Below are 24,409 nucleotides of genomic sequence, written 5' to 3' on the forward strand. Positions count from 1 at the left end.
CTCATCACCATTCACCTCATCGCCAAAAAAATATAGCGGGGCTGGCTGCAAACGGCCCTGCGCCTTTTCTCCCTGGTTTGGTTGTGGAGAACAACGGGAAAGCTCCGGCCGGTGGTCGGAGCCTTCTTTTATTTGGGGCCAACGCATCCTGCGGGCTCTTTTGCCGTTCATTCGCCTGCGCTTACTCCTGCTTTTTATGCTTCGTTCTTTCCTCACGGCCGGCTGTCTGCTGGGTGCCGGCAGCGTGCTGGCCCAGACTCCGCCCGCCCGCCCGGCCCGCACAGTGGCCCCGGCTACGCCTGTTACCGGCCGCATCACCGATGCAGCCACCGGCGAGGCCCTGCCCGGCGCCACGCTGTACTTCTCCGACCTCAAGCAGGCCACGTCTACCGATGCCACCGGCAACTTCCGGTTTGGCAACCTGCCCAAAGGGCGGTTTCTGGTGCAGGTGCGCTTTGTGGGCTACACGCCGGTGGTGCGCACCGTAGACACCGGCAGCGGCCAGCCGCTCGACGTAGCCCTCACGCCCGCCGAAACCGAAATCGGGCAGGTGATTGTGACGGGCGTTTCGGCCAGCACCGAGATGCGCCGCTCGGCCATTCCGACCAGCGTGGTGGACCAGACGCGCCTGCGCCAGACCTCGGCCACCAACGCCGTGGATGCTATTGCGCACACGCCCGGCCTCAGCCAGATTACCACCGGCGCGGCCATCAGCAAGCCCATTATCCGGGGGCTGGGGGCCAACCGTGTCATCACCCTCAACAACGGCGCCAAGCAGGAAGGCCAACAATGGGGCGACGAGCACGGCATCGAAATCGACGAGTTCGGCATCGACCGGGTGGAAATCATCAAGGGGCCTGGCTCCTTATTATATGGTTCCGACGGGCTGGCCGGCGTCATCAACTTCCTGGCGCCCGACCCGGTGGAGGACGGCCGCATTGTGGGCTCGGTGGCGGCCAACTACCAAACCAACAACCGCCAGCAGGGCTATTCGCTCTGGAATGCCGGCAACCTCAACGGCCTGAACTGGCAGGTGCGCGGCTCGGGCAAAGTGGCCGGCGCCTACCAGAACCGCTACGACGGCCGCGTGTACAACTCCGGCTTCCGGGAGCTGAACGGCAGCGGCTACGTGGGCTTCAACAAAAGCTGGGGCTACTCCCACCTCACCGTCAGCAGCTTCAACCAGATTCTGGGGCTGATTGAGGGCGAGCGGGACTCCACCTCGGGCCGGTTTCTGAAGACCGTGAGTCTGGGTGGGGATGCCCTGGCCGGCGTGATTACCGACGACGCCGACCTGCGCACGCTCAACCTGGACGTGCCGCGCCAGCAGATCAACCACCTGCGCATCGGCACCGACAACAACTTCATTCTGGGCCAGCACCGCCTCACGCTGAACGTGGGCTGGCAGCAGAACCTGCGCCGCGAGTTCGGCAACCCCACTGATTACTACGAGAAGTCGCTGTTCTTCCAGCTGCGCACCGTGGACTACGCTTTGCGCTGGTTTCTGCCCGAAATGAACGGCTGGAACACCACCGTGGGCGTGAGCGGCATGCAGCAGGAAAACCAGAACAAGGGCGTGGAATTCCTGATTCCGGCCTACCGCCTGCTCGACGGCGGCCTGTTCGGCGTCACCAAAAAGAGCTTCGGCAAGCTGGACCTCAGCGGCGGCCTGCGCTACGATGCGCGCCGCATCACGGCCGATGCGCTGTACCTCAACGACGACGAGCAGCCGGTGCCCGCCGGCCAGGGCGAAACCAAGTTTGCCGGCTTCCGGAGCACCTTCCGCAACGTGAGCGGCAGCGTGGGCGGGGCCTACAATTTCAACGACAAGTGGCTGCTGAAAGCCAACGTGGCCCGCGGCTTCCGGGCGCCCAACATTGCCGAACTGGGCTCCAATGGCATCCACGAGGGCACCGTGCGCTACGAAATCGGGGAGCCTGACCTGCGGGCCGAAACCAGCCTGCAGGTGGATGGCGGCCTGAGCTTCGTGTCGGACCACGTGAGCTTGTCGGCTGATGTGTTCCGCAACCAGATCAGCAACTACATCTTCCCGCGGGCTTTAAGCACGCCCACCGGCCAGGATTCGGTGTCGGTGGAAGGCGACCGGGTGTTCCGCTACGGGCAGGGCGACGCGCGGCTGGCCGGCGGTGAAGTCAGCCTCGACCTGCACCCCCACCCGCTCGACTGGCTGCACTTCGAAAACAGCTTCTCCATGGTGCGGGCGCTGCAGTTCGACCAGCCCGAAGGCCAGCAACGCCTGCCCTTCATCCCGGCCGACCGGCTGCAGTCGGAGCTACGGGTGAACTTCAGCAAGGTGGGCACCTCGCGGCTGCGCAACCTCTACGCCCGCGGCACCGTGGAGCACAACTTCCAGCAGAACCGCATCTTCTCAGCCTTCGACACCGAAACCCGCACACCGGGCTACACCCTCGTGAACCTGGGCCTGGGCTCCGACCTGACCAACGCCAAAGACAAAACGCTGTTTTCGGTGTACCTGACGCTAAACAACGTGTTCGACGTGGCGTACCAGAACCACCTTAGCCGCCTGAAATACACGGCCATCAACTACGCCACCGGCCGGCAGGGCGTGTTCAACATGGGCCGCAACCTGAGCGTGAAACTGATTGTGCCGTTGTCGTTTAAGTAAGTTAGCACGAGCAGTAGCGCGAACTACAAAGTTCGCGCTACTGTCTACGGTAAACCACTGCGCAAAATCCTCCCATGCCCCACGACCACGCCGGCCACGACCACGCCCACCATCACCACGGTCCGCCCGCCGATGGCAATTTTAGCCGGGCGTTTGGCTGGGGCATTGTCCTGAACCTGCTGTTTGTGGCCGGCGAGGCCGCCGGCGGGCTGTGGGCCAATTCCTCGGCCCTGCTCTCCGATGCGGGCCACAACCTGAGCGACGTGCTGAGCCTGGCCCTGGCCTGGGGCGCTACGCTGCTAGCCCGGCAGCGCGCCGCCGAGCGGTTCACCTATGGCTACAGAGGCGCCACCATTCAGGCCGCTTTGCTGAACGCGGCGCTGCTGTATCTGGCCCTGGGCTTTATTCTGTGGGACACCATCGACCATTTGCGCCACCCGGCTCCGGTGAACGGGCCGGTGGTGATGACGCTGGCCGGGCTGGGCATCCTCATCAATGGCTTCACGGCCTGGCTGTTTCGGAGCGGGCAGAAGGGCGACGTGAACGTGCGCGGCGCCTATCTGCACATGCTGACGGATATGCTGGTGTCGGTGGGCGTGGTGGTGGGCGGGGCGCTGGTGTACTTCACCGACTGGCTCTGGCTCGATCCGGCCATCAGCTTCGTGATTCTGGCGGTGGTGGGCTTCGGCTCGTGGGGGCTGCTGCGCGAAACCGTGCAGCTAGGCCTGCAGGCGGCGCCGGCCGGCATTGAGGTGGCGGCGGTGCGGCAGTTTCTGCTGGCCCGCCCCGGTGTCACGGCCCTCCACGACCTGCACATCTGGCCCCTCAGCACCCAGGACACGGCCCTGACCGTTCACCTCGTGCGCCCCGGTGCCACCAACGGCAACCAGTTCCTGCGCGAACTGCAGCACGATTTACTCCACGAGTTCAACATCCGCCACTGCACCGTGCAACTGGAAGACGAATTCCCGCTGATGGGCGCCCACGGCTGCTGCGACGAGCAGGTGGCAGAAGCCGAAACGGTGTAGAGACGCGTATTCGCGTCTCGTCGTTGGGGATGCTGTTTAGGCGGTGCCGTTCCGGTCGTTCGACGGCTAAACGCGAGTACGTGTCTCTACACTGTCAGGGCCGTCGATCCGCGCAGGATGACGGTAAATCTTCGTAATCTGCGGGCCCTAATTCCCTTTCCCGCATGAATTCCCATCCTACTTCCTCTCCCCCCAAAACCACCGGCCTGCTGAGCGCCATTGTGGTGGTGGCCGCCCTGGGCTACTTCGTCGACATCTACGACCTGATTCTGTTCAGCATCGTGCGCGTGGAGAGCCTCAACGAGCTGGGCATTACGGCCAAGGAGGCCGTCACCAACCAGGGCCTCTACCTCATCAACATGCAGATGGGCGGTATGCTGCTGGGTGGCGTGCTGTGGGGCATTCTGGGCGACAAGAAGGGGCGCTTGTCGGTGTTATTCGGGTCCATTCTGATTTATTCGCTGGCCAACATTGCCAACGGCTTCGTGCAAAGCGTGGAGCAATACGCCTGGCTGCGGCTGATTGCCGGTATCGGGCTGGCCGGGGAGTTGGGCGCGGGCATCACGCTGGTATCGGAAACCCTGCCCAAGGAAAAGCGCGGCTACGGCACCATGATTGTGGCCACCGTGGGCGTATCGGGCGCTATGCTGGCCTATTGGGTAGGCGCCAAATTTGGCTGGCGCAACGCCTATTTCGTGGGCGGCGGGCTGGGTTTGGCGCTGCTGGCGTTGCGGGTGGGCGTGTACGAGTCGGGCATGTTTGAGCAAACCAAAAAGAGTGACGTGGAGCGCGGCAACTTCTTTGCCCTGTTCACCAACCGGGCCCGGCTGGCGCGCTACGCCAAGTGCCTGCTGATTGGGGTGCCGCTGTGGTTTGTGGTAGGCATTCTGATTACACTGGCGCCCGAGTTCGGGGCAGAGCTAGGCATTACGGGGCCCGTGACGGCTGGCCTGGGCGTGTTCTGGTGCTACTTCGGGCTGGTGTTCGGCGACTTCGCCAGCGGCACGCTCAGCCAGGTGCTGCGCAGCCGCAACCGGGCGCTGCAGCTGTTTCTGGTGTTCTGCGGCCTAATGGTGGCCGTGTACCTGTTTGCGTTGAAGGGCGCTACGCCCACCATTTTCTACGTGGCCTGCTTCGTGCTGGGCATTTCGGTGGGCTTCTGGGCTTTGTTCGTAACGGTGGCCGCCGAGCAGTTCGGCACCAACCTGCGCGCTACCGTGGCTACTACGGCCCCCAACTTCGCGCGTGGCTCCGTGATTGTGCTCGTGCCGCTGTTTCAGGCGCTGCGCGGGCCGCTGGGGCTGCTGGGCAGCGCCGCCGTGCTGGGGCTGGTGTCGTTGGTGGTGGCGTTTTGGGCCGTGAGCAGCTTACCGGAGAGCTTCGGCAAGGATCTGGACTTCGTGGAAGATTAGCACCAGCTCAACTTTGGCTTCTAGTGCGCGTACAAGGCGCGGATTTCATTTCGACTTCCGCCCCTTACTATGAAAAAGATAGTTGCCATCCTGGCCGTTGCCGCCCTAGCCCTGCCCGCCTCCCACGCGCAGGCCCAAACGGCCCCCGACTCGACGCAAATGCGCCTGCAGATGCAGCAGCAGCGCGCCGCCGAAGCCAAAGCCGCCCTCGATGCCCGCAAGCAGGAGCGCGCTGCCACCGCTGGCAGCGTCGACAACACCAAGGCCCAAATGCGCGACCAGCAGAACGCCATGCGGGAGCAGAAGCGCCAGATGAAAGAGCAGAAGCTGGAGCTTAAGCGCCAGCAGGCTACCGCCAAGGAAGCCCGCCGCCAGGAAAGCGCCGCCAAAACGGCTATGCGCGACGAAAAGCGTAAAGCGCGTGAAGCCAAAAAATCGTCTGGCATGTAAGCGCAGCTTCCAGCTGATCTACCCAAAAACTCCTGCTTCCGGCAGGAGTTTTTTTCTTGTTTTCCTTTCAGAATCACCTTTCCACACGCCCCCTTTTATGGCCAATCAACCTACCAAAAACACCCCCATGCTCTACCCGTGGCACCATTTCGTGCTGCTGCCGGCCGCCCTCATTCTGGCTGGCTACGGCATCCGGCGCTACCTGGGCGTGTCCGGCGAAGACTCGGAGATTTCGCGCCTGTGGTTCACGGTGATGGCGCTGGCCGTGGTAGGCCTGGGCGTGTTGGTGATGCTGCGCCAGCACTACGCCCTGCAACTGCAGGACCGCCTGATTCGGCTGGAAGTGCGCCAGCGTTACTTTGAGGTGACCGGCCAGAGCCTGCGCCCCCTGGAAAACCAGCTCCAGCTCAGCCAGATCCTGGCCCTGCGCTTCGCCGGCGACGCCGAGCTGGCCGAGCTCACGCAGGCCGCCATCCGCGAAAAGCTCAGCTCCAAAGATATTCAGGCCCGCATCCGCGACTTCCATTTCGACCATCTTCGGGTGTGATGTTGGGGTCTTGGGGTCTTGGGAGCTTAGGGACTTGGATTTTTTGGCCGACTTTTGCGTTAGGCCTTTTCGCACGTGGCGGTCAACAATCATCATCGAGTAGATCCGAAAGCTGGCCAGCAGCACATCATCCAAGACCCTAAGCCCCCAAGACCCTAACAACCATGATTCTATACAACGTCACGACCAGCCTCGATCCGGAAATCGAAGATCAGTGGGTGTCGTATATGCAGCAGACCCACATGCCGGAGGTAATGGCGACCGGCTTCTTCGTGAAAAGCCAGCTCTGCCGGCTGCTCAACGAGGAAGACAACGGCATCACCTATGCCTCGCAGTACTACTGCGTGAGCCTGGAGCAGCTGGAAGAGTACCAGCAGCTGGCCGCCCCCGGCCTGATCCAGGAGATGGAAAAGCACTTCGGTGGCCGCTACGCCTCCTTCCGCACTATGCTGGAAGTGCTGGGCTAGTCTGGCCCGATTGATAACAGAACGGCTGTCATTCCGAACGGAGTGAGGAATCTGGGCTTCTCCTGCTTGCTGGAGAGTTCAACTCAGATTCCTCATTTCGTTCGGAATGACAGCCGTTTTGCGTTTACTCTCCTTGCTGCACGGCAGCTTCCGCGGCCGGGTGGCAGGCGTAGGCGTGGAGCTGCTCGTGGCTGAGGTTGCCGTTGTCCCACTCGGGGTCGAGGTTGGCGCCCAGCTTTTTGTAGAAGCCGATGGCGGGCTCGTTCCATTTCAGTACCTGCCACTTCATGCGGTTGGCGCCCGTTTGCCGGGCTTCGGCTACTACGGCATCAAACAGCTGGCGGCCCAGGCCGGTGCCGCGCTGGTTTTCGGTGACTACCAGGTCTTCCAAGAACAGCATGCGGCCTTTCCAGGTGGAGTAGGCGGTGTAGTACAGCGCAATGCCGATGATGACGCCGGCCGCGTCTTCGGCCACGAAGAACTTGAAAATCGGCTCCGGGCCGAATCCGTCGCGCTGCATGTCGGCCAGCGTGTTGGTTACTTCCTGCGGCGCTTTCTCGTATTCGGCCAGCTCCTGAATCAGGGCCAGCACCTGCGGCAAATCGGCCTCCCGGCCCCGGCGGATGTTCATGGTAGTGAGTGGTGAGTGGTGAGTGGTGAAGGTACGGGGGCTGGTGAGGCCTGCTGCGCGTTTCCGGAAAGAAAAATGAGCAACAGCCCGGGGCCGTTGCTCATTCCTCACTATTCATTGCTCACGGCAATTACATCACCGGTTGCATCTTCTTGATATCCTCGGTGGCGTTCAGGGCGTTTATCTCGCGGTTAGCGGGGTCTACTTTGCCGCCGGTCGTGTCGGCCGGAGCCGGATACTCGAGCGGCTTTACGGTCACGTTTTCGTCAGTTTTGTAATCGGGGTTGCTGCAAGACGTGGCAGACAGCATCAGCGAGCCGGCCAACAGACCGAAAAGGAGCGTTTTTTTCATATAAAAAGCAGAAAGTCAGAAGCAATTACGAGCGTTGCGGCCGCGAAGATACGAAGCAGTTTGTGATGCATTACCAAAATACAACGTCATGCAGAGCGAAGCGAAGCATCTCGCTAGTGTAGTGATTGTACCACACTAGCGAGATGCTTCGCTTCGCTCTGCATGACGTTCTACTTGCCGTACGGATTCACGCCCATGTTGTAGAAGGCGAAAGACCACACGTCGGCCCACTCCTCGATTTGGAGCTTGGTGCTTTTGCCGGCACCGTGGCCGGCATTTACATCTACTCGAATGAGTTGGGGCTTGGGGCCGGCGTTGGCGGCCTGCAGGGCGGCGGCAAACTTAAAGGAGTGCGCGGGCACTACCCGGTCGTCGTGGTCGGCGGTGGTAATCATGGTGGCTGGGTAGGTGGTGCCGGGCTTCAGCGTGTGCAGGGGCGAGAACTTGTAGAGGTTCTGGAACTGCGCATAGTTGTCACTGGTGCCGTACTCGGGGGCCCAGTTCCAGCCGATGGTGAACTTCTGGTAGCGCAGCATGTCCATCACGCCCACGGCCGGGAAGGCCACGCCGCACAGGTCGGGGCGCTGGGTCATGGTGGCGCCCACCAGCAGGCCGCCGTTGGAGCCGCCGGCCATGGCCAGCTTCTCGGTGCTGGTATAGCCCTGCACTTTCAGGTACTCGGCGGCCGCAATAAAGTCGTCGAACACGTTCTGCTTGTTGGGCGTCATGCCGGCCTGGTGCCACTTTTCGCCGTACTCGCCGCCGCCCCGCAGGTTCGGAATGGCCAGGATACCGCCGTTTTCCAGCCACAGCATACGCGCCACCGAGAAGCCCGGCGTGAGCGAGATATTAAAGCCGCCATAAGCGTACAGGTAGGTCGGGTTCTGGCCGTTGAGCTTCACCCCTTTCTTGTGGGTGATAAACATCGGAATCTTGGTGCCGTCCTTGCTGGCGTAGAACACCTGGGTGGTCACGTAGTCCTGGGGCTTCACGTCCACGGTGGGGGCGCGGAACACGGTGCTGGTGTTCGAGGCGAGGTCGTACTTATAGATGGTGGTCGGGTACGTGAACGAGGTGAAGGCGTAGTACACCGACTTCGAGTCGCGCTTGCCACCGAAGCCGCTGGCCGTGCCGATGGCCGGCAGGGCCACATCGTGCTTGAACTCGCCGGTTTCGGTATACACCTTAATCAGGCTGCTGGCATCTTTCAGGTACGAGGCCACCAAGTAGCCGCCCACGTGGTCCACGCCTTCCAGCTTCTGCTCGGTCTGGGGCAATACCTCTTTCCAGTTGGCCTCCTCGGGCCTTTTTGGGTCGATGAGCACCACGCGGTAGTTGGGGGCCTTGTAGTTGGTTTGCACCAGCAGTTGCCCGCCCACGTTGCCTACCACCGAGTTATTCTGCTCGTAGCTGTTAATGATAGTGGTGAAGCTATTGGCCTGCTTGGGGTCGGTCAGGTCGCGCACCAGCAGGCGGTTGCCGTCGGCTTTGCCATCGGTGAGGTACAGCACCAGGAACCGCTCGTCCTCGGTGGTGCCCACGGTGCGGAAGCCCAGGGCCATTTTGGGGTCTTCGTACACCAGCTTGTCGGCGCTCTGAGGCTTGCCGAGCTGGTGGTAGTACACCTTATGGTACTCGTTTTTGCCGGACAACTGGTTTTCGCCCTTCTTCGGGGCATCGTAGCGGCTGTAGAAGAAGCCGTCCTTGTACCAAGCCGCGCCCGATACCTTCACCCACTGCAACTCATCGGCGAGCGGCTGGCGGGTTTTCAGGTCGAGCACCTTCAGCTTCTGCCAGTCGGAGCCGCCGCCGCTGGTGGCGTAGGCCATGTAGCGGTGGTCGTTGGAGAAGTAGGTGCCGGCCAGGGCCGTGGTGCCGTCAGCCGAGAACTTGTTGGGGTCGAGCAGCACATCGGGCTGGCCTTCGGCGCCGTCCTGCTGGGTGTAGAGCACCGCCTGGTTCTGCAGGCCGTCGTTTTTGCTGAAGTAGAGCTGACTGCCCTCCTGCTGCGGAATCCCGAATTTTTCGTAGTTCCAGAGCGTGGTGAGCCGCTCCCGGATTTTGTCGCGGAACGGAATCTGCTGGAGGTAGCCGAAGGTAACCTTGTTTTCGGCCGTCACCCAGGCCTTGGTGTCGGGCGAGTCGAGGTCTTCGAGCCAGCGGTAGGGGTCGGCCACGGAAGTACCGAAGTAGTCGTCCTTGTGGTCGACTTTCTTGGTGTCGGGGTATTGCACGGGAGCGGAAGTAATGGTAGAAACGGTAGCAGCGCCGGCCCCGGGGGCCTTCGACTGGGTGGAGCGGCACGAGGCCAGCGCCGCCAGGGCTACTACGGGAAGAACAAATTTCTGCATAGGATGGGAATAGCGGGAGAAGCGCCGAAGATAATCACAGATGCTACAGATTGGCCGGCAGCCGCAGATTCTTTAAGGTTTCACCAAGCCTGTCGGCTTGTCTGTAGCAACATATTTTTATTAAGAATTTTTCTAAATAGATTTTCAGGCGTTCCTTTGCAGCAATCTGGACTGATTCTAAAGAAACACACCATGCTGAATCTTCGCCTGCTGGGCCTGACTTCTACCCTCGCCACCTGCGCCCTGGTGGCGCAAGCCCAGCAAACCGCCGCCATCCGGGGCCGCGTTACCACGGCCGACGGCCGCCCGGCCGAGGCCGTAACGGTGGGACTGAAGGGCCGCGGCCAGGGCACCATCACCAACAGCCAGGGCGAATTTGTGCTGGAGCGGGTGCGGCCGGGGCAGTACACGCTGGTGATTTCGGCCATCGGGCTGAAGGGCGACGAGCGGACGGTGACCGTGGCAGCCGGCCAGACCACCAGCGCCGACTTCACGCTCACGGAAAGTGCTCAGCAGCTGCAGGAAGTGGTGGTGAGCGGTAGCCGCACCAACAAGTTTGCCCGCAAGCAGTCGGAGTACGTGAGCAAGATGCCGCTCAGCAACCTGGAGAATCCGCAGGTGTACGCCACTGTGGGCAAGGAGCTGCTCACCGAGCAGCTGGTGTTCACGGCCGACGACGCCACCCGCAACGTGCCGGGTTTGCAGCGCATGTGGGAAGCCACGGGCCGCGCCGGCGACGGCGGCAGCTACTACAACCTGCGCGGCTACATCACCCAGAGCCAGCTGCGCAACGGTGTGGCCGGCGGCGTGACCAGCAGCATCGACGCGGCGAACCTGGAGAAGCTGGAAGTCATCAAAGGGCCGTCGGCGACGCTGTTTGGCAGCGCGCTGACCTCCTACGGCGGCCTCATCAACCGCGTCACGAAGAAGGCCTACGATCAGTTTGGGGGCGAGGTGGCGTACTCGGCGGGCAGCTTCGGGCTGCAGCGCCTGAGCGCCGACGTAAACACGCCGCTCGACAAGCAGAAAAAGGTGCTGCTGCGCCTGAACACGGCCGGCCAGTACGAGCGCAACTTCCAGAATCGCGGCTTCCAGGGTTTCGACAAGAGCCTGGCCATTGCCCCGACCCTCACCTACAAGCCCACCGAGCGCCTCACCATCAACCTGGATGCCGAGCTGTACCGCAACCAGGGCGTGGGCAAGCAGCTTATTTTCTTCTACTTCCCGACTAGTGCCTTGCAGGCCTCGCAGCCTAAGGAGCTGGGGCTGGATTACCGGCAGTCGTACCTGGGCAACGGGCTGAGTCTGGACTCGCGCAGCTCCAACTACTTCGCGCAGGTGAACTACCAGCTGGCGCCGGGCTTCACGTCGTCCACCAACTTCACGCACAGCCGCAGCTTTTCCGAAGGCTTCGGGGCCTACTTCTACGTGACGCCCATTGCCGACAGCCTCAGCTCCGGCGACCCCACGCGCCTGGGCAGCACCAACTTCCTGAGCCGCGCCGACCAATCGACGCGCGACAGCCGGGCCTTCACGACGGAGGTACAGCAGCTCTTCAACGGCGACTTTCAGGTGGCGGGCCTGCGCAACCGCGTGGTGCTGGGCCTCGACTACCTGAACGTGGACAACCAGCAGACGTTCTTCGGCAGCGTGTTTGGCGCGCCGGTGGCGCTGGGGCTGGGCAGCCAGGCCTACACCGATTTCAACGGCCGGGCGCTGGCGGCGCAGTACGCGGCCGGCCCGCCTGACTTTACCTACCCCATCACCACCCAGCTCACCACCTACAGCGCCTTTGCCTCCGATGTGCTCAACCTCACGGAGCAGCTGAGCGTGCTGGCCGCCGTGCGTGTGGATCGGTTTGAGAACAAGGGCGGTTTGGTGGGCGGCGCGGTGCAGCCATTCAAGCAAACGGCCGTGTCGCCGAAGTTTGGCGTGGTGTATCAGCCGGTAAAGGACAAGGTATCGGTGTTTGCCAACTACCAGAACAGCTTCCGCAGCCCCGGCTCCTACCGCGCCTACAACACGGCCGCCCTACCCGACAGCACCGAGCTGCGCACGGCGCGGCTGGAACAGGCCAACCAGTGGGAAGGCGGCGTGAAGCTGGATGCCTTCGCCGGCAAGCTGACCACCACCCTGAGCTACTACGCCATCCGGGTGGATAACCTGCTGCGCACTGATCCGCGCCTGGAAGCCGCCGCCAAGTTCGCCCAAACCCAGGACGGCACCCAGCGCAGCCAGGGCCTGGAGCTGAACGTGGTAGCCAACCCGTTCGAGGGTTTCAACGCCGTGGCCGGGTTCAGCTACAACGAATCCAAGCTGACCCGCGCTGAGGAAGGCGTAAACGGCCGCCGCCCCGCCACGGCCGGCTCGCCGTACCTGGCCAACCTGTGGCTGAGCTACCGCCTGCCTGCCGGCCCGGTGCAGGGCCTGGGCCTGGGCGTCGGCGGCAACTACGCCAGCGACAACAAAATCGTGAATACCGGCACCAACGTGTTTACGCTGCCCAGCTACACCGTGCTCAACGCCTCGGTGTTCTACGACCAGCCCCGTTTCCGCATCTCGGCCAAGGTTGATAACCTCACCAACCAGCAGTACTGGATCGGCTACTCCACCATGAACGCGCAGAAAGTGCGCAGCGTGGTGGGCAGCGTGGCGTATAAGTTTTAAATCTATGACCTGTCATTCCGAGCGAAGCGAGGAATCTGGCGTACTCATCAAAAAGTAAACACAGATTCCTCGCTTCGCTCGGAATGACAGTTGTTTTCCGCCTCACTATGAACATGTTCAAGAAAACTGTCGGAAAGCTGCACCTGTGGCTGGGGCTGGCCTCGGGGCTGATTGTGTTCATCGTGAGTTTGACGGGGGCCATTTTCGTGTTTCAGGACGACATCCGGGACCTGACGGAGCCGTGGCGCAAGGTGGAGGTCCAGCGTAAGGCCTACGTGCTGCCTTCGCAGCTGCAGGCGGCGGCGCTGGCCGGGCACCCGGGCGTAGATGCCGCTTCCACCTGGGTCACGTACTTCGGGCCGGAGCGCTCGGCTACCGTGTTTTTTACGGATAAGAGTGGTGTGCCCACGCAGGTGTACCTGAACCCCTACACCGGCCGGGTGTTGCACGAGCAAGATTTGCGCACGCACTTCTTCACCATCGTGCAGGAAATCCACATGCACCTGCTGCTGCCCGAGGCCATAGCCAAGTGGGTGGTAGGCGGCGGTGTGAGCGTATTCGTGGTGATGCTGCTCACGGGCCTGGTGCTGTGGTGGCCCAAGCGCAAGCAGGAACGCAAGCAACGCTTCACCATCAAGTGGGGGGCCCGCTGGCGGCGCGTGAACTACGATTTGCACAACGTGCTGGGCTTCTACGCGGCCAGCATCGGGCTGGTGCTGGCGCTGTCGGGGCTGTTTATGCTGTATCCGTGGCTGCTGGAGCCGCTGGTGCTGGCCGTGGATGGCGGCCGGCCGGCCCCCCAGGAAATCATGAAAACCAAGCTCGACACCCTGCAGCCCGCCACCGCCGCGCCCCAGCCCCTGCCGGATATCGTGTACCGCACGGCGCGTCGCCTCTCCCCCGACCACGAGATGATTCTGCTGGGCCCCACCGGCACGGGCAAGGACCCCGCCTTCTGCTGGACCTACCGGAAAGCCCTGCACTACTACCACCGCGACGAGTACGCCTTCCACCCCGTTTCGGGCCAGCTGCTGGAGTCTCGTTTCCACAACACCAAAAGCGCCGGCACCAAGCTCTCCGACATGAACTACGACCTGCACGTGGGCCAGATCCTGGGTTTCGGCGGCAAGCTCGTGGCCTTTCTGGTGAGTTTGATCTGCGCCAGCCTGCCCGTCACCGGCACCATCATCTGGTGGGGCCGACGCCACAAAACCAAGAAGAAGCCGCGGCTGCAGGCAGTATAATTCTGATTCAGCAGCTGTTTGAGTTAGCCATAAACGATGTAGAGACGCAATATTTTGCGTCTCCTCGTTGAACGACCGGTCCTGCGCCATCTGAACAACGTCAGCAACGACGAGACGCAAAATATTGCGTCTCTACATCATGTCAACGCTACGTAGCCCAGGGCTTCAGCCCTGGGGCGTGAGAGGCTTATTGCATCCGCCCCACCTTCGGAATCACCTGAATCAGGAAGCGTTTGTTGTCGCCTTCGCGGCGGCCCTGGTAGCGGCCGGTGCCGTAGAAGCCGCTGCCCCCAATGATGAGCTCGATGCCGCGGTCCTGGCCGAAATTGAGGCCGTTCTGCTTCCAGAGGTTGAGCAGGTTGAGGGCCCGGCGGTAGCTGAGCTGGTAGGTGGTCTGCTCCTCGCGGGCGTTGCGCGGGTCGCCCTGGGGGTAGCGCGCGGCCATGCCCTCCACTATCACGAGGTAACGCACGGGCTGGTCGGTTTTGATGCTCTTGAGCACCGTGCGCAGGGTGCGGCCGGCTTGCAGCAGAGCAGGCTTGTAGCTGTCCTGGATTTCGTCGCGGCCGGCTTTGAACTGCACGGGCACCAGCAGCTCGTGCCGCTCGTTGGTGGGGTCGTAGCGGAAGTAGCGGCCCTCCAGCTGCTGCAGGGAGCGTCGGATTTTGGTAATCTGCTCCAGCTCGGCGGCCTTGGCTTTCAGCTCGCCGTTGGCCTGCTTCAGCTCCCCTTCCCGGTCCTTGAACAGCTTGAAGCTGTACACGAACAGCACCAGCATCACCACGAACAAGGACGTCATCAGGTCCACGTAGCTGGGCCAGAAGAAGTCGTTGCTTTGGCGTTTGTTGGAGGTGGCGTTGTTCATGAAAAGGAGGCAATACGATGTTCTAAAACCTGTTGCTAGATGTCCTTACATTGTTGATTTCAATCAACTTAACAACCTGCTTTTTCAATGAAACAGAGGAGTCGTAAGTGACGCATTTATCACTAATGATCTTCGAATAGTAGTTGTTAACGAGTTGCCTATGCTCCAGCTGGCCTCTGCCATTTTGAGCATATTGCAATTCATTTCCAACCTTGATAACAACCCGATAATTAGCAGACGTGTGGTTGGTCGCGCTCCGTCCAAAATAATAAACGCCGTTACCTCCGCATACTTCCAGTGTCTTCACAATAGTGTCGGCGGCAAAGATGTATTTCGTCCTATCAACGTCCGGACGAATTATCAATCGTTTGATAAGCTCATCGTTGTACAGGTTGTTGTACTGAGCAGGAATTTTGACTCTGACTATCCCGCTTTGCTGAGCATACCCGACGAATGAAGAACTCAGACAAAATCCTAAAACCGCTAGACACTTCTTCATAAACGCTAAGGGCTACTGCGGCTTCACCCCGCCAAACAGCTTGTCCATAAACCGCTGGAAACGGTTCTTCGACGTGGCTTTCACCAGCACCGTGTTCAGGCTGGAGAGTTCCAGCAGCAGCTTGGCTTGCACCTGCGAGTCCAATTCGATTTTGCGCAGCAGCTCGCGCTGGGTGGCCGTGACGTCGCGGCTGAGGTCGGCTTGTTGCACGTTGAGGTTCTGGAAGGGCTCCAGCTGTTTCAGCAGCTTCTCGAAGACGTTGTCGGCGTTGAGCTGCTCGAAATACTGCTGCCACTTCTCGTAGGCCAGCTGGGCCTGCCGCTCGTTGTAGGCCAGGCGCTTGTTCATCACGTCGGCGAGGCCCACGCCGGCCTGGTCGATGTGCTGCTCGGCGCGGTCCTTGAGGTTGCGCAGCTCCACCTGGTGTTTCTGGAAGAAATCCAGCATCAGCTGCACCGAGTTGTTGTTGCCGCCGATGTACTGGCCCAGGTCGTTGATACCTTTTTCGAAACCCCGCAGCCGGTCCAGAATACTGTTCACGGCCTCGGCGGAGTGGTAGCCGTTCTGCAGCATCTCGTTCAGGCGCTGCTGGTAGCCGGTGAAGGCGCTGAACATTTCCGCCGACTCGCGCACTTTCTCAAACACCAGAATATTGGCCGCCGCCATCTTGTCGTAGCCGATGGTGTCGAGGCGCTCCAAGAAGTCGCTCTGCACCCGGATGTTCTGCGTCACTTTCTCCATGAGCGGGTTGAACAGCTCCACCTGGCCCACAAACTGCTGGTTGAAGGCATCGAGCACCGACTTGAGGTTGGTGAGCGAGCTGGCCATATCGGCGTGCAGCACCGGCAGCAGGCGGGCCTGCAGGAAGGTGTAGTACTGGTTCTGGAGCCGATCCAGCTGGTGGCGGGCCTGGCGCAGCACGCCGTTGCCGAGCAGCGTGAGCAGCAGCCCCACAAAGGAGCCCGTCATGGCAATGAGCACGCCGGTGAGGAAAGGCGTCAGCGCGTTTTCATCCGACACGCCGTTGCGGGCAATGCCCACGAGGCCCAGAATCACGCCCAGAAACGTGCCCAGCAGCCCCAGGTAGAGGGGAGTGGCCACCTCGGCCTGCACTGCATTGTCCAGCACCTCGCTCTGGCGCTCCGAAATGTCCTTCAGAATCCCAAAATCGGCCGCTGCGCCCTTGTTGTGGCGCAGGTAGTCGTTGGTATCGAGTAGGATTTCCTGGAACTCGGGCGAGGCGTTTTCGGCCTTGAGCAGGTTGGAGGCGAAGGATTCGGGCGGGGCGTCGGCGGCGTACTCGGGCAGGTCGCGGCCGTCGGGCAGCACAATGCGGTGCTCCACGCGCAGGCTTTCCTTGGGCGGATACAGCACGGCCAGTCGCCGGGCATTGGCCCGCGTCCGCAGAAACGTGCGAATCTGCAGCCCCACCACCACGGTCACCACCAGAACTTCGAGGATGATTTCAAGCATAGAACAGTAAAGTACGGCATTCCCACGCTGTCATCCTGACGAAGGAAGGACCTTATCACGTTAGAACAAGCCACTATTACGAGGTTCGTTCAAACGTAAAAAGGTCCTTCGCAAGCTCAGGATGACAGACGGTGTCTACTCAAACCGGATGGCAGCTTTCTGCTCGATCTGCCAGGAGCCGGCGGCTTTGCGCAGCACGCCTTCTTCCTCCGTCACGATGCGCGTGACCGGACCGGCGGGCTGCTGGTATTTGCAGGCTTCACGCAGGGAATATTGCGCGCTCTGGATGGCGTAGGCGTGCACGGCGGGGTTCTGCGTTACGCTGAACGTGGCCAGCTCGGGCCACTGCGGGTCCAAGTGAATCTCGTAGATGCTGTCGTGCTGGGGCTCGTCGGAGAAGTCGTACTCGTTGAACACGCCGTTTACGGGTACCTTCACGTAGCGCGTGCGGGGCAGGTCGGCGGCGGATACGGCCGGGGCAGCGGCGGGCGCAGTTGGCAGCTGCACGGGCGGTATCAGGCTGTCGAACTCCTCCTGCGGAGCGGCGGGGCTGGTTACCGGGGCAGCCGGGGCAACCGTGGGCGGCACCGGAGCCGGCGCGGGCGCTGCAGCCGGTACGGGTGGGACTACCGGGGCCGGCGCAGGCGCTACGGGCTGCGGAGCCGGGGCAGCGGGAGCTACGTTGGCTTTAGGCGCGGCCTGACGCTTCTGCAACTCCTGCTCCACGCGCTGCTGAATCAATTGTTCCAACTCGCGCAGCTGGGCCGGCGAGAACCGCTCGGCGGGTTTGCTGCTGCTGCCGGGCGTTGTTTGCAGGGCCAGAATTTCGTCCCGACGTTTGTCGATGCGGGCGCTCAGCTCCTTCTGAAACTCCCCGAGGCTCTTGCGCATCAGTGCGTACAGCACCAGGCTCAGCAGGGCCAGAATCAGCCCCAGAGGGCCGAAAAACTTGTTCATCAGGCTTTCCCCGGCCCCGGATGCGGCGGCTGGTGTAGGAGTAGCCACACCCGCCTCGTCCAGACCAGCGTCGCCGGGGGCGGCAGCCGTGGCCTCGTCGGTGGTGGCGGTGGTGTCCACGGTTTCGGTTTCGGCGGCGGCTTCGGCCGCGGGCAGGTCGCCGATGGGCGTGCCCTGGTCGAGGTAGTTTTTCAGGGCCGTTTCCAGCTTCGTTACGCCGGCCAGCCGGGCGGCATTGCCCTTGCGCGAAGGAGACGTGCGCAGCCGGTTGATGATTTCGCGCACCAGCGTCTGCAGGCGGGAGTTGTCGGAGCCCAGGCCCTTGTACATCACGCCCTGCACTTCCAGCGGTTGGTACAGCGCCGAGTACACGCGCTGCTCATCGGCCTTGATGCTGCCGGCAAACTCCTTCAGCGGACCGCCGCATTTCAACTGGCTTTTCAGTTCCGGGTGGCCCGTGTCTTCGTATACGAACTTGGCCGTAGCGCACCAGATTTGCACTTTGCGCTCCTCCAGCGTGGGCTGGCCGAGGGGTGTTTGGGCATGGCCGCCCGCCGCGAGCAGCAGCAGGCCGGTAAGCAAAGAAGCAACGCGGCGGGAAAGGGTCATAGGGTGTTGGGGGTAGAAAGGAACGGACCTGGTTCCCAGGGTTGAAACCTTGGGCTAGTCAGCGGAAGGATAAGCGGGAGCAGCCGTTATCAACTATTCGGTTTCAAGTAGCCATTTATTCTGAAGATTCCTTCTGCCTCGTCAAATGGAATGGAGTGTTTACACAAAGCCTGTCGAACCCACGAGCTAAAATCAGAAGTGGACTTATCTACCAACTGCCCCACATAGGTTCGGCGGGTCGAATCAATTTCTATCCACTCTATTATTCGTGCATCCCCGAGCTTGACCCATTCCCAGTCAAGGTGACAAAAGCTACTCCCAGCCACCGGGTCATCCAAATACTTGATGCGTACCTCCGGATTGAACTCTGGATGAGAAGTCATTTCCTGCGCCAGTTCCTTCCATTTCGTCCGGTTCATGACGGATGAAAGCTGGTTCGCGAAAATGAACTCCGTTAGCTTGTCATTTTGCATAAGACCAGACACTTTACTGCTAATCTTTTCAGAAGCATAGCCGCTGCCTAGCCCAGGGTTTCAACCCTGGGCCACCGCGCCAGTAGTGTTACGCCTGCAGTTCGCGGCTCAGGTTGTACAGCGCCTGTTTCAGCGGCAAGAAAAACAGGGTTTCCGGCAGAGTTTCGTCGCTGGAAAGCTGGCGCTGGAACTGGTGCAGGCCCAGGCTCAGGCTGTCCTCGATTTCGCGGAGCAGGATGTCTTTCACGCGCTGACGGTCCACGTCCACGCCTACTTCGCGCAGGTAGGGCGCTACGTCGTCGCCTTCGAGCACGAGGGTGAGGTAGTTGCGCACGTTGTCGAGCACCGTGTTTTTCAGCTCGGCATCTACCTGGTTTAGTTTGAGGCGCTGCTGGTTGAGTTCGGTGCCTTCCACGGCGCCGCTGTACTTCACGGGCTTGATGTTGTCGTAGTCGGTGGTGGTTTTCTCCTCGAACAGCACGCCGCCGTTGGTGGTGGCTTCCTTGGGGTTGTCGGCCAGGATGACGCGGAAGTTATGGGGCGGCTCCACGCCCGTCACAGCCTGGAAGATGGCCTTCGTAATCTTCTCAATGGCCACCAGCGAGCTGCCGCCGGCCAGCAGGCGCAGGTAGAGGCTGCCTTTGCCCGAGAAGCACAGGTAGCGCGGCGTTTTAAGGCCGAGGTGCTTGGTAAGCTGGGCCGTGTGGTAGATGATGCTGGTGTAGTGCAGGTAGAACAGCACCCGCAGCTGCCGGCCCTTACCGAGGCCCAGCGCCTGGGTGAAGCGCAGGGCATCATCGTACTTGAACAGCAGGCTGGTCACGTCGGCGGAGCCGAAATCGGTATTGCTGAGGGCGGCGCGCAGGTAGCCTTTGTACTCCTGGTTTTGCTCGGAGTCGGGCAGGCTTTCCACGTGGCCCACACCGAGGCGCAGCAGGCCGTTCTGCTTGGGCGCGCCCTGCACGCGGGCGTAGCCATCGCCCCACAGGTCATCACCGGCGAAGCGGAACGAGGTGCTGTAGGCCGGTTTCTGGTCGGCGAAGAGCAGCAAGTCGGTGGTGCCGCCACCGATGTCGATGTTCACCACGTTTTCGTCGCGGTTGGGTACTACCTGGTTGGTGGCGGTGAGGTAGTAGTACGGGGCCACCGACTCGGTGAGGCAGATAGTAGCGCGGCGCGTTTTGAACACCTGCTGGAACGACTCATCCCACACCTGCTGGAACTGGTTGCGCAGGAACCCATCGAAGCTCAGCGGCGCAAACCACACCACGCGGGTGTCTTCCAAGATGCCACCGTGCAAGGCCGCCTTGTGGCGCAGCAGCAGCAGAATTTCCCGGAAAAACGCCTCAATGCGGGCCACGCCCTGCGGGTCCAGCTCGGCCGACCACTTCAGGTTGGTCACGAACCGGTTCTGGGGCAGCTCGGCCGTGTTTTCGGTGTTGATGCTGAAGCCGATGTTGATGTTGCTGAGCACCTTGGCCGGCTCGTTGGCAAACGACGTAGTTTCGCACACGGCCGTCCGAATCGGAAACTCATACACCGAGCCGCCTTCGCCCACGAACGAGGGCACAAACTCGCGGTTTTGTAGCGTGGCAATGTTGTCCCAGATCTGGCCGGCGCCCGTACGGTAGCGTTGCGCGGCCGAAAGCCCCTGATCAGCTACCGGCGCGTGCAGCCACTCCACCTGTACATCGGCCTCGCCAATGGTAAGTGGGCGCGGATGGGCGCTCGGCGAATCGGCGTAGGCAATGTGGGTGTTGGTGGTGCCGAAGTCGACAGCAAACGTGAAGCGGCGGGTGCCGCGGTCCAGCTCGCGCCAGCGCGGCACCAGCAGGCCCCGGGCCGGCTCCGCCCCGATGGTGGCGGGCGGGCAGGTCAACTCCGCAAGGTCGAAGTGGGTGCCAGTGACTTCATAGTAAGTGCTGCCGGCAGTAGCCATACTCTTCTGGGTGCGCTCATAACGGGTGGCGCGGCGGGCGGCCCCCTGCTCCGTAATTCGCTCCCCATTCACGAAGAACGTGAGGTCGTAGCGGCGGTTGAGCATGGTGGGCGCGTTGTCGGCATCCACCAGCATCACTTTGTAGAGGTCATTGTACTCGGGCTGGTAGCGCACCTTGTAGAACGGGAACACGCCCACGCCCACGGCGGCCTTCACAATGCGGCCCTTCTCCAGAATCTCGCGGCCCTGGGCGTCCTTGGGGTTCTGCGGATTATGGTAGTAGCTGCGCTCGAAGGTGATGAAGCGGCCCGCCTGCACCGGCACCCGCAGCTGCACGCGCACGTGGCTCAGGTCGATGGTGAAGGTAAGCAGCTCGGCCAGCTCGTTTTCGGTGAAATACTCAAAAAACGCCTGTTTCAGCGGCAGCAGGTACGGAAAACGCGCCCGGCCCTGACCATCAGCCCCGTACTGGAACGTGACTTTGCCGGTGTGGAAGCGCTGGGTGTTCAGCTCGTAGGGCAGCTCCACCAGGGAGTCTTCCAGCAGGTCGCCCACCGTCAGGTAGGGGTACTTGAAGCCTTTGCCGGGCAGCACGCGGCTTTCCAGCGCCACCTCGTCGTAGTAGGGCACCGGCGTGCGGTCGTCCCAGGGCTGGCCGTTGAGGTAGTTGGCGCCGGGCATCGTCAGGTTGGGGCGCAGCACTAACGGGCGCGGCCGGCCCGTCGTCGATTCGCGGGTGGGCTGGATGAACAGGTCGGAGCTGGTCACGGCCGACTGGTCGGCGCGGCCAGGCAGGGGCACGCCTTTCACGCTCACCAGGTTGCCCTGTACGTCGGCCAGGGCCGGGTAGCGGGCGGCAAACTGCTGGGCGCTCCGGTCGCCCTGCATCTGAAGCTGGTTGATTTTCGAGCGGTCGAGGCCGGCGTATACGCTACCGGCAAACTCGCGGCGCTGCAGCTGCGGATAGGCCAGAAACAGCTCGTACACGAACTCCCGGAACTGCGGGTCGCGGTCTTCGAGCAGCACGGTCTGCTGGTCGAAGTAGTGGCCGCGGGCCTGGGGCCGCTCCAGGTCCAGGGGCGTCACGGCGGGGCCGGTGAACAGGATGGTCAGCGGCGAGGTACCGCCCAGCAGGCGCGTACCGCCCGCCAGCTCCGGCGACTCATAGTACACCAGGTACATGTCGGAGAAGTCGCGGAACCGCTCGTCCTGCATGTACAGCTGCAGGGTTTCGCCTAATAGGCGCGTGCCCTCGTCTTGCCGCATCCGGCGGATTTCGGCCTCGGCATTCCAGCGGCGCAGCGTGATTTTACGGCCGGCCTGGGTGTAGAGGTGGTAGTTGTAGAGCAGCTCCAGCAAATCCCAGAAGTGGGTGGTCAGCTCGTGGTACACCGAGCCGGGGTTGCGCTGCCCCTCCCGGGCCAGGAAGTCGAAAGCCGTTTCAAACAGGTGCATCCGCGCAAACGGCGTCGGGATGCTCACGGCCAGGTTGCGCGACTTGCCCCCCGCGGGGTCGGTCACGGTGTTGATTTCGGTGCTGGTGACGGGGGCGGTTTTCTGCCAGCCCTGCACCTGCTGGGAGCCGTTGTTATGTAAGCGAAGGACTTTGGCCATTTGCTGCTTGGAAAGGTCTTTTTTGGGTGTGGTTCTAACGATAATTCTCTAGCAATCTGCCTATATCATGCTGCGGGTTATCCGCAAACAGATCATCATACCCACCGAAAGCATTTTTCTCTGTAGTCGGAATAAAAGTCAGGGTAGCGTACTCATTGTGATAAATATGAGACGACAATTTCTTACCGTCTGCAAATGAGAAGACTACTTCTACCTCCCAGTCGCCAGGTATTCGCCCTTGGCCTATTCGGTATTTAGATAAGCCCTTGTAATAGCGTACCAGCGTGTTGATAAACGTTGAGTCTTTTATGACTACAGCTTTATTAACGATAGATGGCCTGGAAGGAAAAGGCGCTAAGGTGACTGATGTGACATTAGCTGCTTCTAGTTTCTGAAGTTCTAATTGTCCCTGTTGCACATGGGTACGACTAGAGGAAGACGAAGAAACCTGTAGCACAAGAAAACCTGCTAAGAACCCTAATAGAAGCAAGCCTTTAATCTTGATACTCATCCTACAAGTCATTCAGGTAAACAACATCAGCGCGCGGGCAAACCACCCCAGCCGCGCCTTCGGCACGGCGTCCCCTCCTTTCCAAGGAGGGGAGTTTTCGTTCTACACCACTTTCACTTTCTCCTCAAACGCCTTATCGGTCACATTATAGAACAGCTCCAGCAGCTTGCGGAAGTTGTCGGGTTCCTGGATGGACTTCTCGGTTTTGTTGAGGTTGTCGAGCAGGTAGTTGTGGCTGAGGCCCTTGTTGAAGAAGTCGTTCCACTTCTTTTCCACCGGCTTACCCAGGATCATGGCGTTGAAGTCGTCGGTCTGCAGGTCGAAGGGGCGGAAGGCGCGGCGGTTTTGGGCCAGCTCTTGCAGCCACTGGTCTACGCCCGAGTCCTGGCTGTGCAGGAAGGTGTTCAGCTCCCGGAAGATGGGCTCGTTGCGCATGGCGTAGTCCAGCTTCAGATTGTCGGCGTAGGGCGCTTTGTCGGTGGGCAGGTGCTGCTTGTGGTAGCGCGTGAAGTACAGGAACTGCGTGAGCTGCTTGGCCATGATTTCCCGCGTCTCATCGGGCAGGTGGCTGAACTGAATTTCCGGCGCGTCGGTCTGTAGGCCGTACTCGTGGAAGTGCGGGCCGCCGGTGCGCAGCTCGGTGGGCGAGTAGCGCATGAAATCCACGATGCTCAGGGCCGCCAGCAGCTCAATCACGTGGGCCTTGTTCTTCTGCTGGGTACCGCCGGGCTGGTTTTCGTAGGGCGTGTCGGGCGTGTCGGCGAGGTAGTACAGCGCGTCGAGACCCTGCAGGTTGTGCTCGTAGTAGCTGAGCGCCGCCTTGGTCTTGGTGAGGAAGTTGTTGGAGTCGATGACGGCGTTGTCCTCGCTCTGGAGGGCGAAGTAGGGCATCACCGTCACGGCGCCGGTGGGGGCGTCGCGCAGGTAACGGGCGTTACTGAGGCGGGTGTTCGAATCCTTCAGGTTCTTGAGCATCAGCGGGAAGCCCGCCGCGCCCGTGCCGCCGAAGATGCTCGACACGAAGAACACCCGGTCGCCGTCCTGGAAATTATCGGCGAAAAACCGCATTTCCGGGCTTTCCACCAGCTTATTCAGCACAATGCTGCCCACGTTGGGTGAGCCGCGGAAGCCAATGGTGAGCGGGCTTTCCAGGTTATCCTGCGTAAACAGCAGATCCACCAACCCTTTCGAGTCCACGCTCAGCCCGTCGTAGCTCAGGTACTGCCGGAAGCTCTGGTTGATGCCGCCGAAGTCGAAGATGAAGGTGTCCTTCACCGAGCCGTTCACGTCCTGCGAAATGCCGCTCAGCGTGCTGATGTCTGTCTTGAAGAAGCCTTCTTCGCGGGGGCCGAGGCGCTTGTAAATCTGCTGGTAGCTCTGCAGCAGCTGCACCGTGCGGTTCATGTCGCCGTTGTGCGCGTCGGGGTCGATGATGATGGGCACCACCCGGTCGCAGTTGGGCAGGTCCACGCCCGCCGCCAGCAGCATCGTGAGCGAGCGAATCACGCGGGAACCCGTGCCGCCAATACCGAATAAAAAGAGTTTAGCCATGAGTTGCTGATGTTGAACAAAACTCCCCTCCTTGGAAAGGAGGGGACGCGGCGGCTTTAGCCGACGCTGGGGTGGTTGATTCGTTGCTGATGTTGTTTATCAAAACAACCCAAACGTCATCG

At 61.3% G+C, this 24,409-nt stretch carries 19 protein-coding genes; 8 read left to right on the top strand and 11 right to left on the bottom strand.

Annotated features, from left to right (window positions below):
* The first annotated feature begins 196 nt into the window (after nucleotides 1–196).
* The 6 genes from N008_RS06615 to N008_RS06640 all read left to right on the top strand — a co-directional run bounded on the left by N008_RS06615 (nucleotide 197) and on the right by N008_RS06640 (nucleotide 6,551).
* Nucleotides 197–2,647, top strand: a complete 2,451-nt coding sequence (locus N008_RS06615; RefSeq protein ID WP_044018403.1) for a TonB-dependent receptor — start codon at nucleotides 197–199, stop codon at nucleotides 2,645–2,647.
* A gap of 74 nt (nucleotides 2,648–2,721) precedes the next feature.
* Nucleotides 2,722–3,675 (top strand): cation diffusion facilitator family transporter, encoded by a 954-nt coding sequence (locus tag N008_RS06620; RefSeq protein WP_071884495.1) that lies wholly within the window; start codon nucleotides 2,722–2,724, stop codon nucleotides 3,673–3,675.
* 164 nt (nucleotides 3,676–3,839) lie between these two features.
* Nucleotides 3,840–5,087, top strand: coding sequence for an MFS transporter (locus tag N008_RS06625; protein ID WP_044014695.1), 1,248 nt, complete (start codon nucleotides 3,840–3,842; stop codon nucleotides 5,085–5,087).
* A 69-nt stretch (nucleotides 5,088–5,156) separates the two neighbouring features.
* A complete protein-coding gene (locus N008_RS06630) occupies nucleotides 5,157–5,537 on the top strand; it encodes a hypothetical protein (RefSeq protein WP_044014697.1) in 381 nt (126 codons plus the stop codon).
* Between the two features lie 97 nt (nucleotides 5,538–5,634).
* Nucleotides 5,635–6,084 (top strand): DUF6526 family protein, encoded by a 450-nt coding sequence (locus N008_RS06635; protein WP_052381277.1) that lies wholly within the window; start codon nucleotides 5,635–5,637, stop codon nucleotides 6,082–6,084.
* Nucleotides 6,085–6,248: 164 nt separating this feature from the next.
* Nucleotides 6,249–6,551, top strand: coding sequence for a DUF4286 family protein (locus tag N008_RS06640; RefSeq protein ID WP_044014699.1), 303 nt, complete (start codon nucleotides 6,249–6,251; stop codon nucleotides 6,549–6,551).
* 124 nt (nucleotides 6,552–6,675) lie between these two features.
* On the opposite strand, the gene N008_RS06645 is transcribed toward N008_RS06640, so the two are convergent.
* The 3 genes from N008_RS06645 to N008_RS06655 form a co-directional block, all read right to left on the bottom strand.
* The gene (locus tag N008_RS06645) at nucleotides 6,676–7,182 is read right to left on the bottom strand and encodes a GNAT family N-acetyltransferase (RefSeq protein ID WP_044014701.1); all 507 of its coding nucleotides are present in this window, start codon (nucleotides 7,180–7,182) and stop codon (nucleotides 6,676–6,678) included.
* A gap of 130 nt (nucleotides 7,183–7,312) precedes the next feature.
* Nucleotides 7,313–7,534, bottom strand: a complete 222-nt coding sequence (locus tag N008_RS06650) for a hypothetical protein (RefSeq protein ID WP_044014703.1) — start codon at nucleotides 7,532–7,534, stop codon at nucleotides 7,313–7,315.
* 170 nt (nucleotides 7,535–7,704) lie between these two features.
* Nucleotides 7,705–9,885, bottom strand: coding sequence for a prolyl oligopeptidase family serine peptidase (locus N008_RS06655; RefSeq protein WP_044014705.1), 2,181 nt, complete (start codon nucleotides 9,883–9,885; stop codon nucleotides 7,705–7,707).
* Between the two features lie 192 nt (nucleotides 9,886–10,077).
* Here N008_RS06655 and N008_RS06660 point away from each other — a divergent pair, with 192 nt between their 5' ends.
* Complete coding sequence (locus N008_RS06660) at nucleotides 10,078–12,552, top strand: TonB-dependent receptor (protein WP_044014707.1); 2,475 nt, start codon at nucleotides 10,078–10,080, stop codon at nucleotides 12,550–12,552.
* 113 nt (nucleotides 12,553–12,665) lie between these two features.
* Nucleotides 12,666–13,796 (top strand): PepSY-associated TM helix domain-containing protein, encoded by a 1,131-nt coding sequence (locus N008_RS06665; protein WP_044018406.1) that lies wholly within the window; start codon nucleotides 12,666–12,668, stop codon nucleotides 13,794–13,796.
* A 187-nt stretch (nucleotides 13,797–13,983) separates the two neighbouring features.
* Here the strand turns inward: N008_RS06665 and N008_RS06670 are convergent, their stop codons facing one another.
* The 8 genes from N008_RS06670 to N008_RS06700 form a co-directional block, all read right to left on the bottom strand.
* On the bottom strand, nucleotides 13,984–14,661 hold the full coding sequence (locus N008_RS06670) for a hypothetical protein (RefSeq protein ID WP_044000722.1): 678 nt from the start codon (nucleotides 14,659–14,661) through the stop codon (nucleotides 13,984–13,986).
* Nucleotides 14,662–14,683: 22 nt separating this feature from the next.
* Complete coding sequence (locus tag N008_RS23035) at nucleotides 14,684–15,160, bottom strand: hypothetical protein (RefSeq protein ID WP_156109054.1); 477 nt, start codon at nucleotides 15,158–15,160, stop codon at nucleotides 14,684–14,686.
* A 12-nt stretch (nucleotides 15,161–15,172) separates the two neighbouring features.
* The gene (locus tag N008_RS21410; protein WP_052381279.1) at nucleotides 15,173–16,633 is read right to left on the bottom strand and encodes a hypothetical protein; all 1,461 of its coding nucleotides are present in this window, start codon (nucleotides 16,631–16,633) and stop codon (nucleotides 15,173–15,175) included.
* A 135-nt stretch (nucleotides 16,634–16,768) separates the two neighbouring features.
* Nucleotides 16,769–18,199: a hypothetical protein gene (locus N008_RS06685; RefSeq protein ID WP_156109056.1), complete on the bottom strand. Its 1,431-nt coding sequence runs from the start codon at nucleotides 18,197–18,199 to the stop codon at nucleotides 16,769–16,771.
* Nucleotides 18,200–18,288: 89 nt separating this feature from the next.
* The gene (locus N008_RS06690; protein ID WP_044018408.1) at nucleotides 18,289–18,672 is read right to left on the bottom strand and encodes a DUF6678 family protein; all 384 of its coding nucleotides are present in this window, start codon (nucleotides 18,670–18,672) and stop codon (nucleotides 18,289–18,291) included.
* A gap of 88 nt (nucleotides 18,673–18,760) precedes the next feature.
* Entirely contained in the window at nucleotides 18,761–22,225 is a 3,465-nt protein-coding gene (locus tag N008_RS06695; protein WP_044014713.1) for a hypothetical protein, read from the bottom strand.
* 34 nt (nucleotides 22,226–22,259) lie between these two features.
* Nucleotides 22,260–22,736: a hypothetical protein gene (locus tag N008_RS23040; protein ID WP_156109060.1), complete on the bottom strand. Its 477-nt coding sequence runs from the start codon at nucleotides 22,734–22,736 to the stop codon at nucleotides 22,260–22,262.
* Nucleotides 22,737–22,838: 102 nt separating this feature from the next.
* Nucleotides 22,839–24,287 carry a hypothetical protein gene (locus N008_RS06700; protein WP_044014715.1) on the bottom strand — a complete coding sequence of 483 codons (1,449 nt, stop codon included), beginning with the start codon at nucleotides 24,285–24,287 and terminating at the stop codon, nucleotides 22,839–22,841.
* Between the last annotated feature and the right edge of the window lie 122 nt (nucleotides 24,288–24,409).

The sequence above is a fragment of the Hymenobacter sp. APR13 genome (genome assembly GCF_000737515.1).
Classification (GTDB): domain Bacteria; phylum Bacteroidota; class Bacteroidia; order Cytophagales; family Hymenobacteraceae; genus Hymenobacter.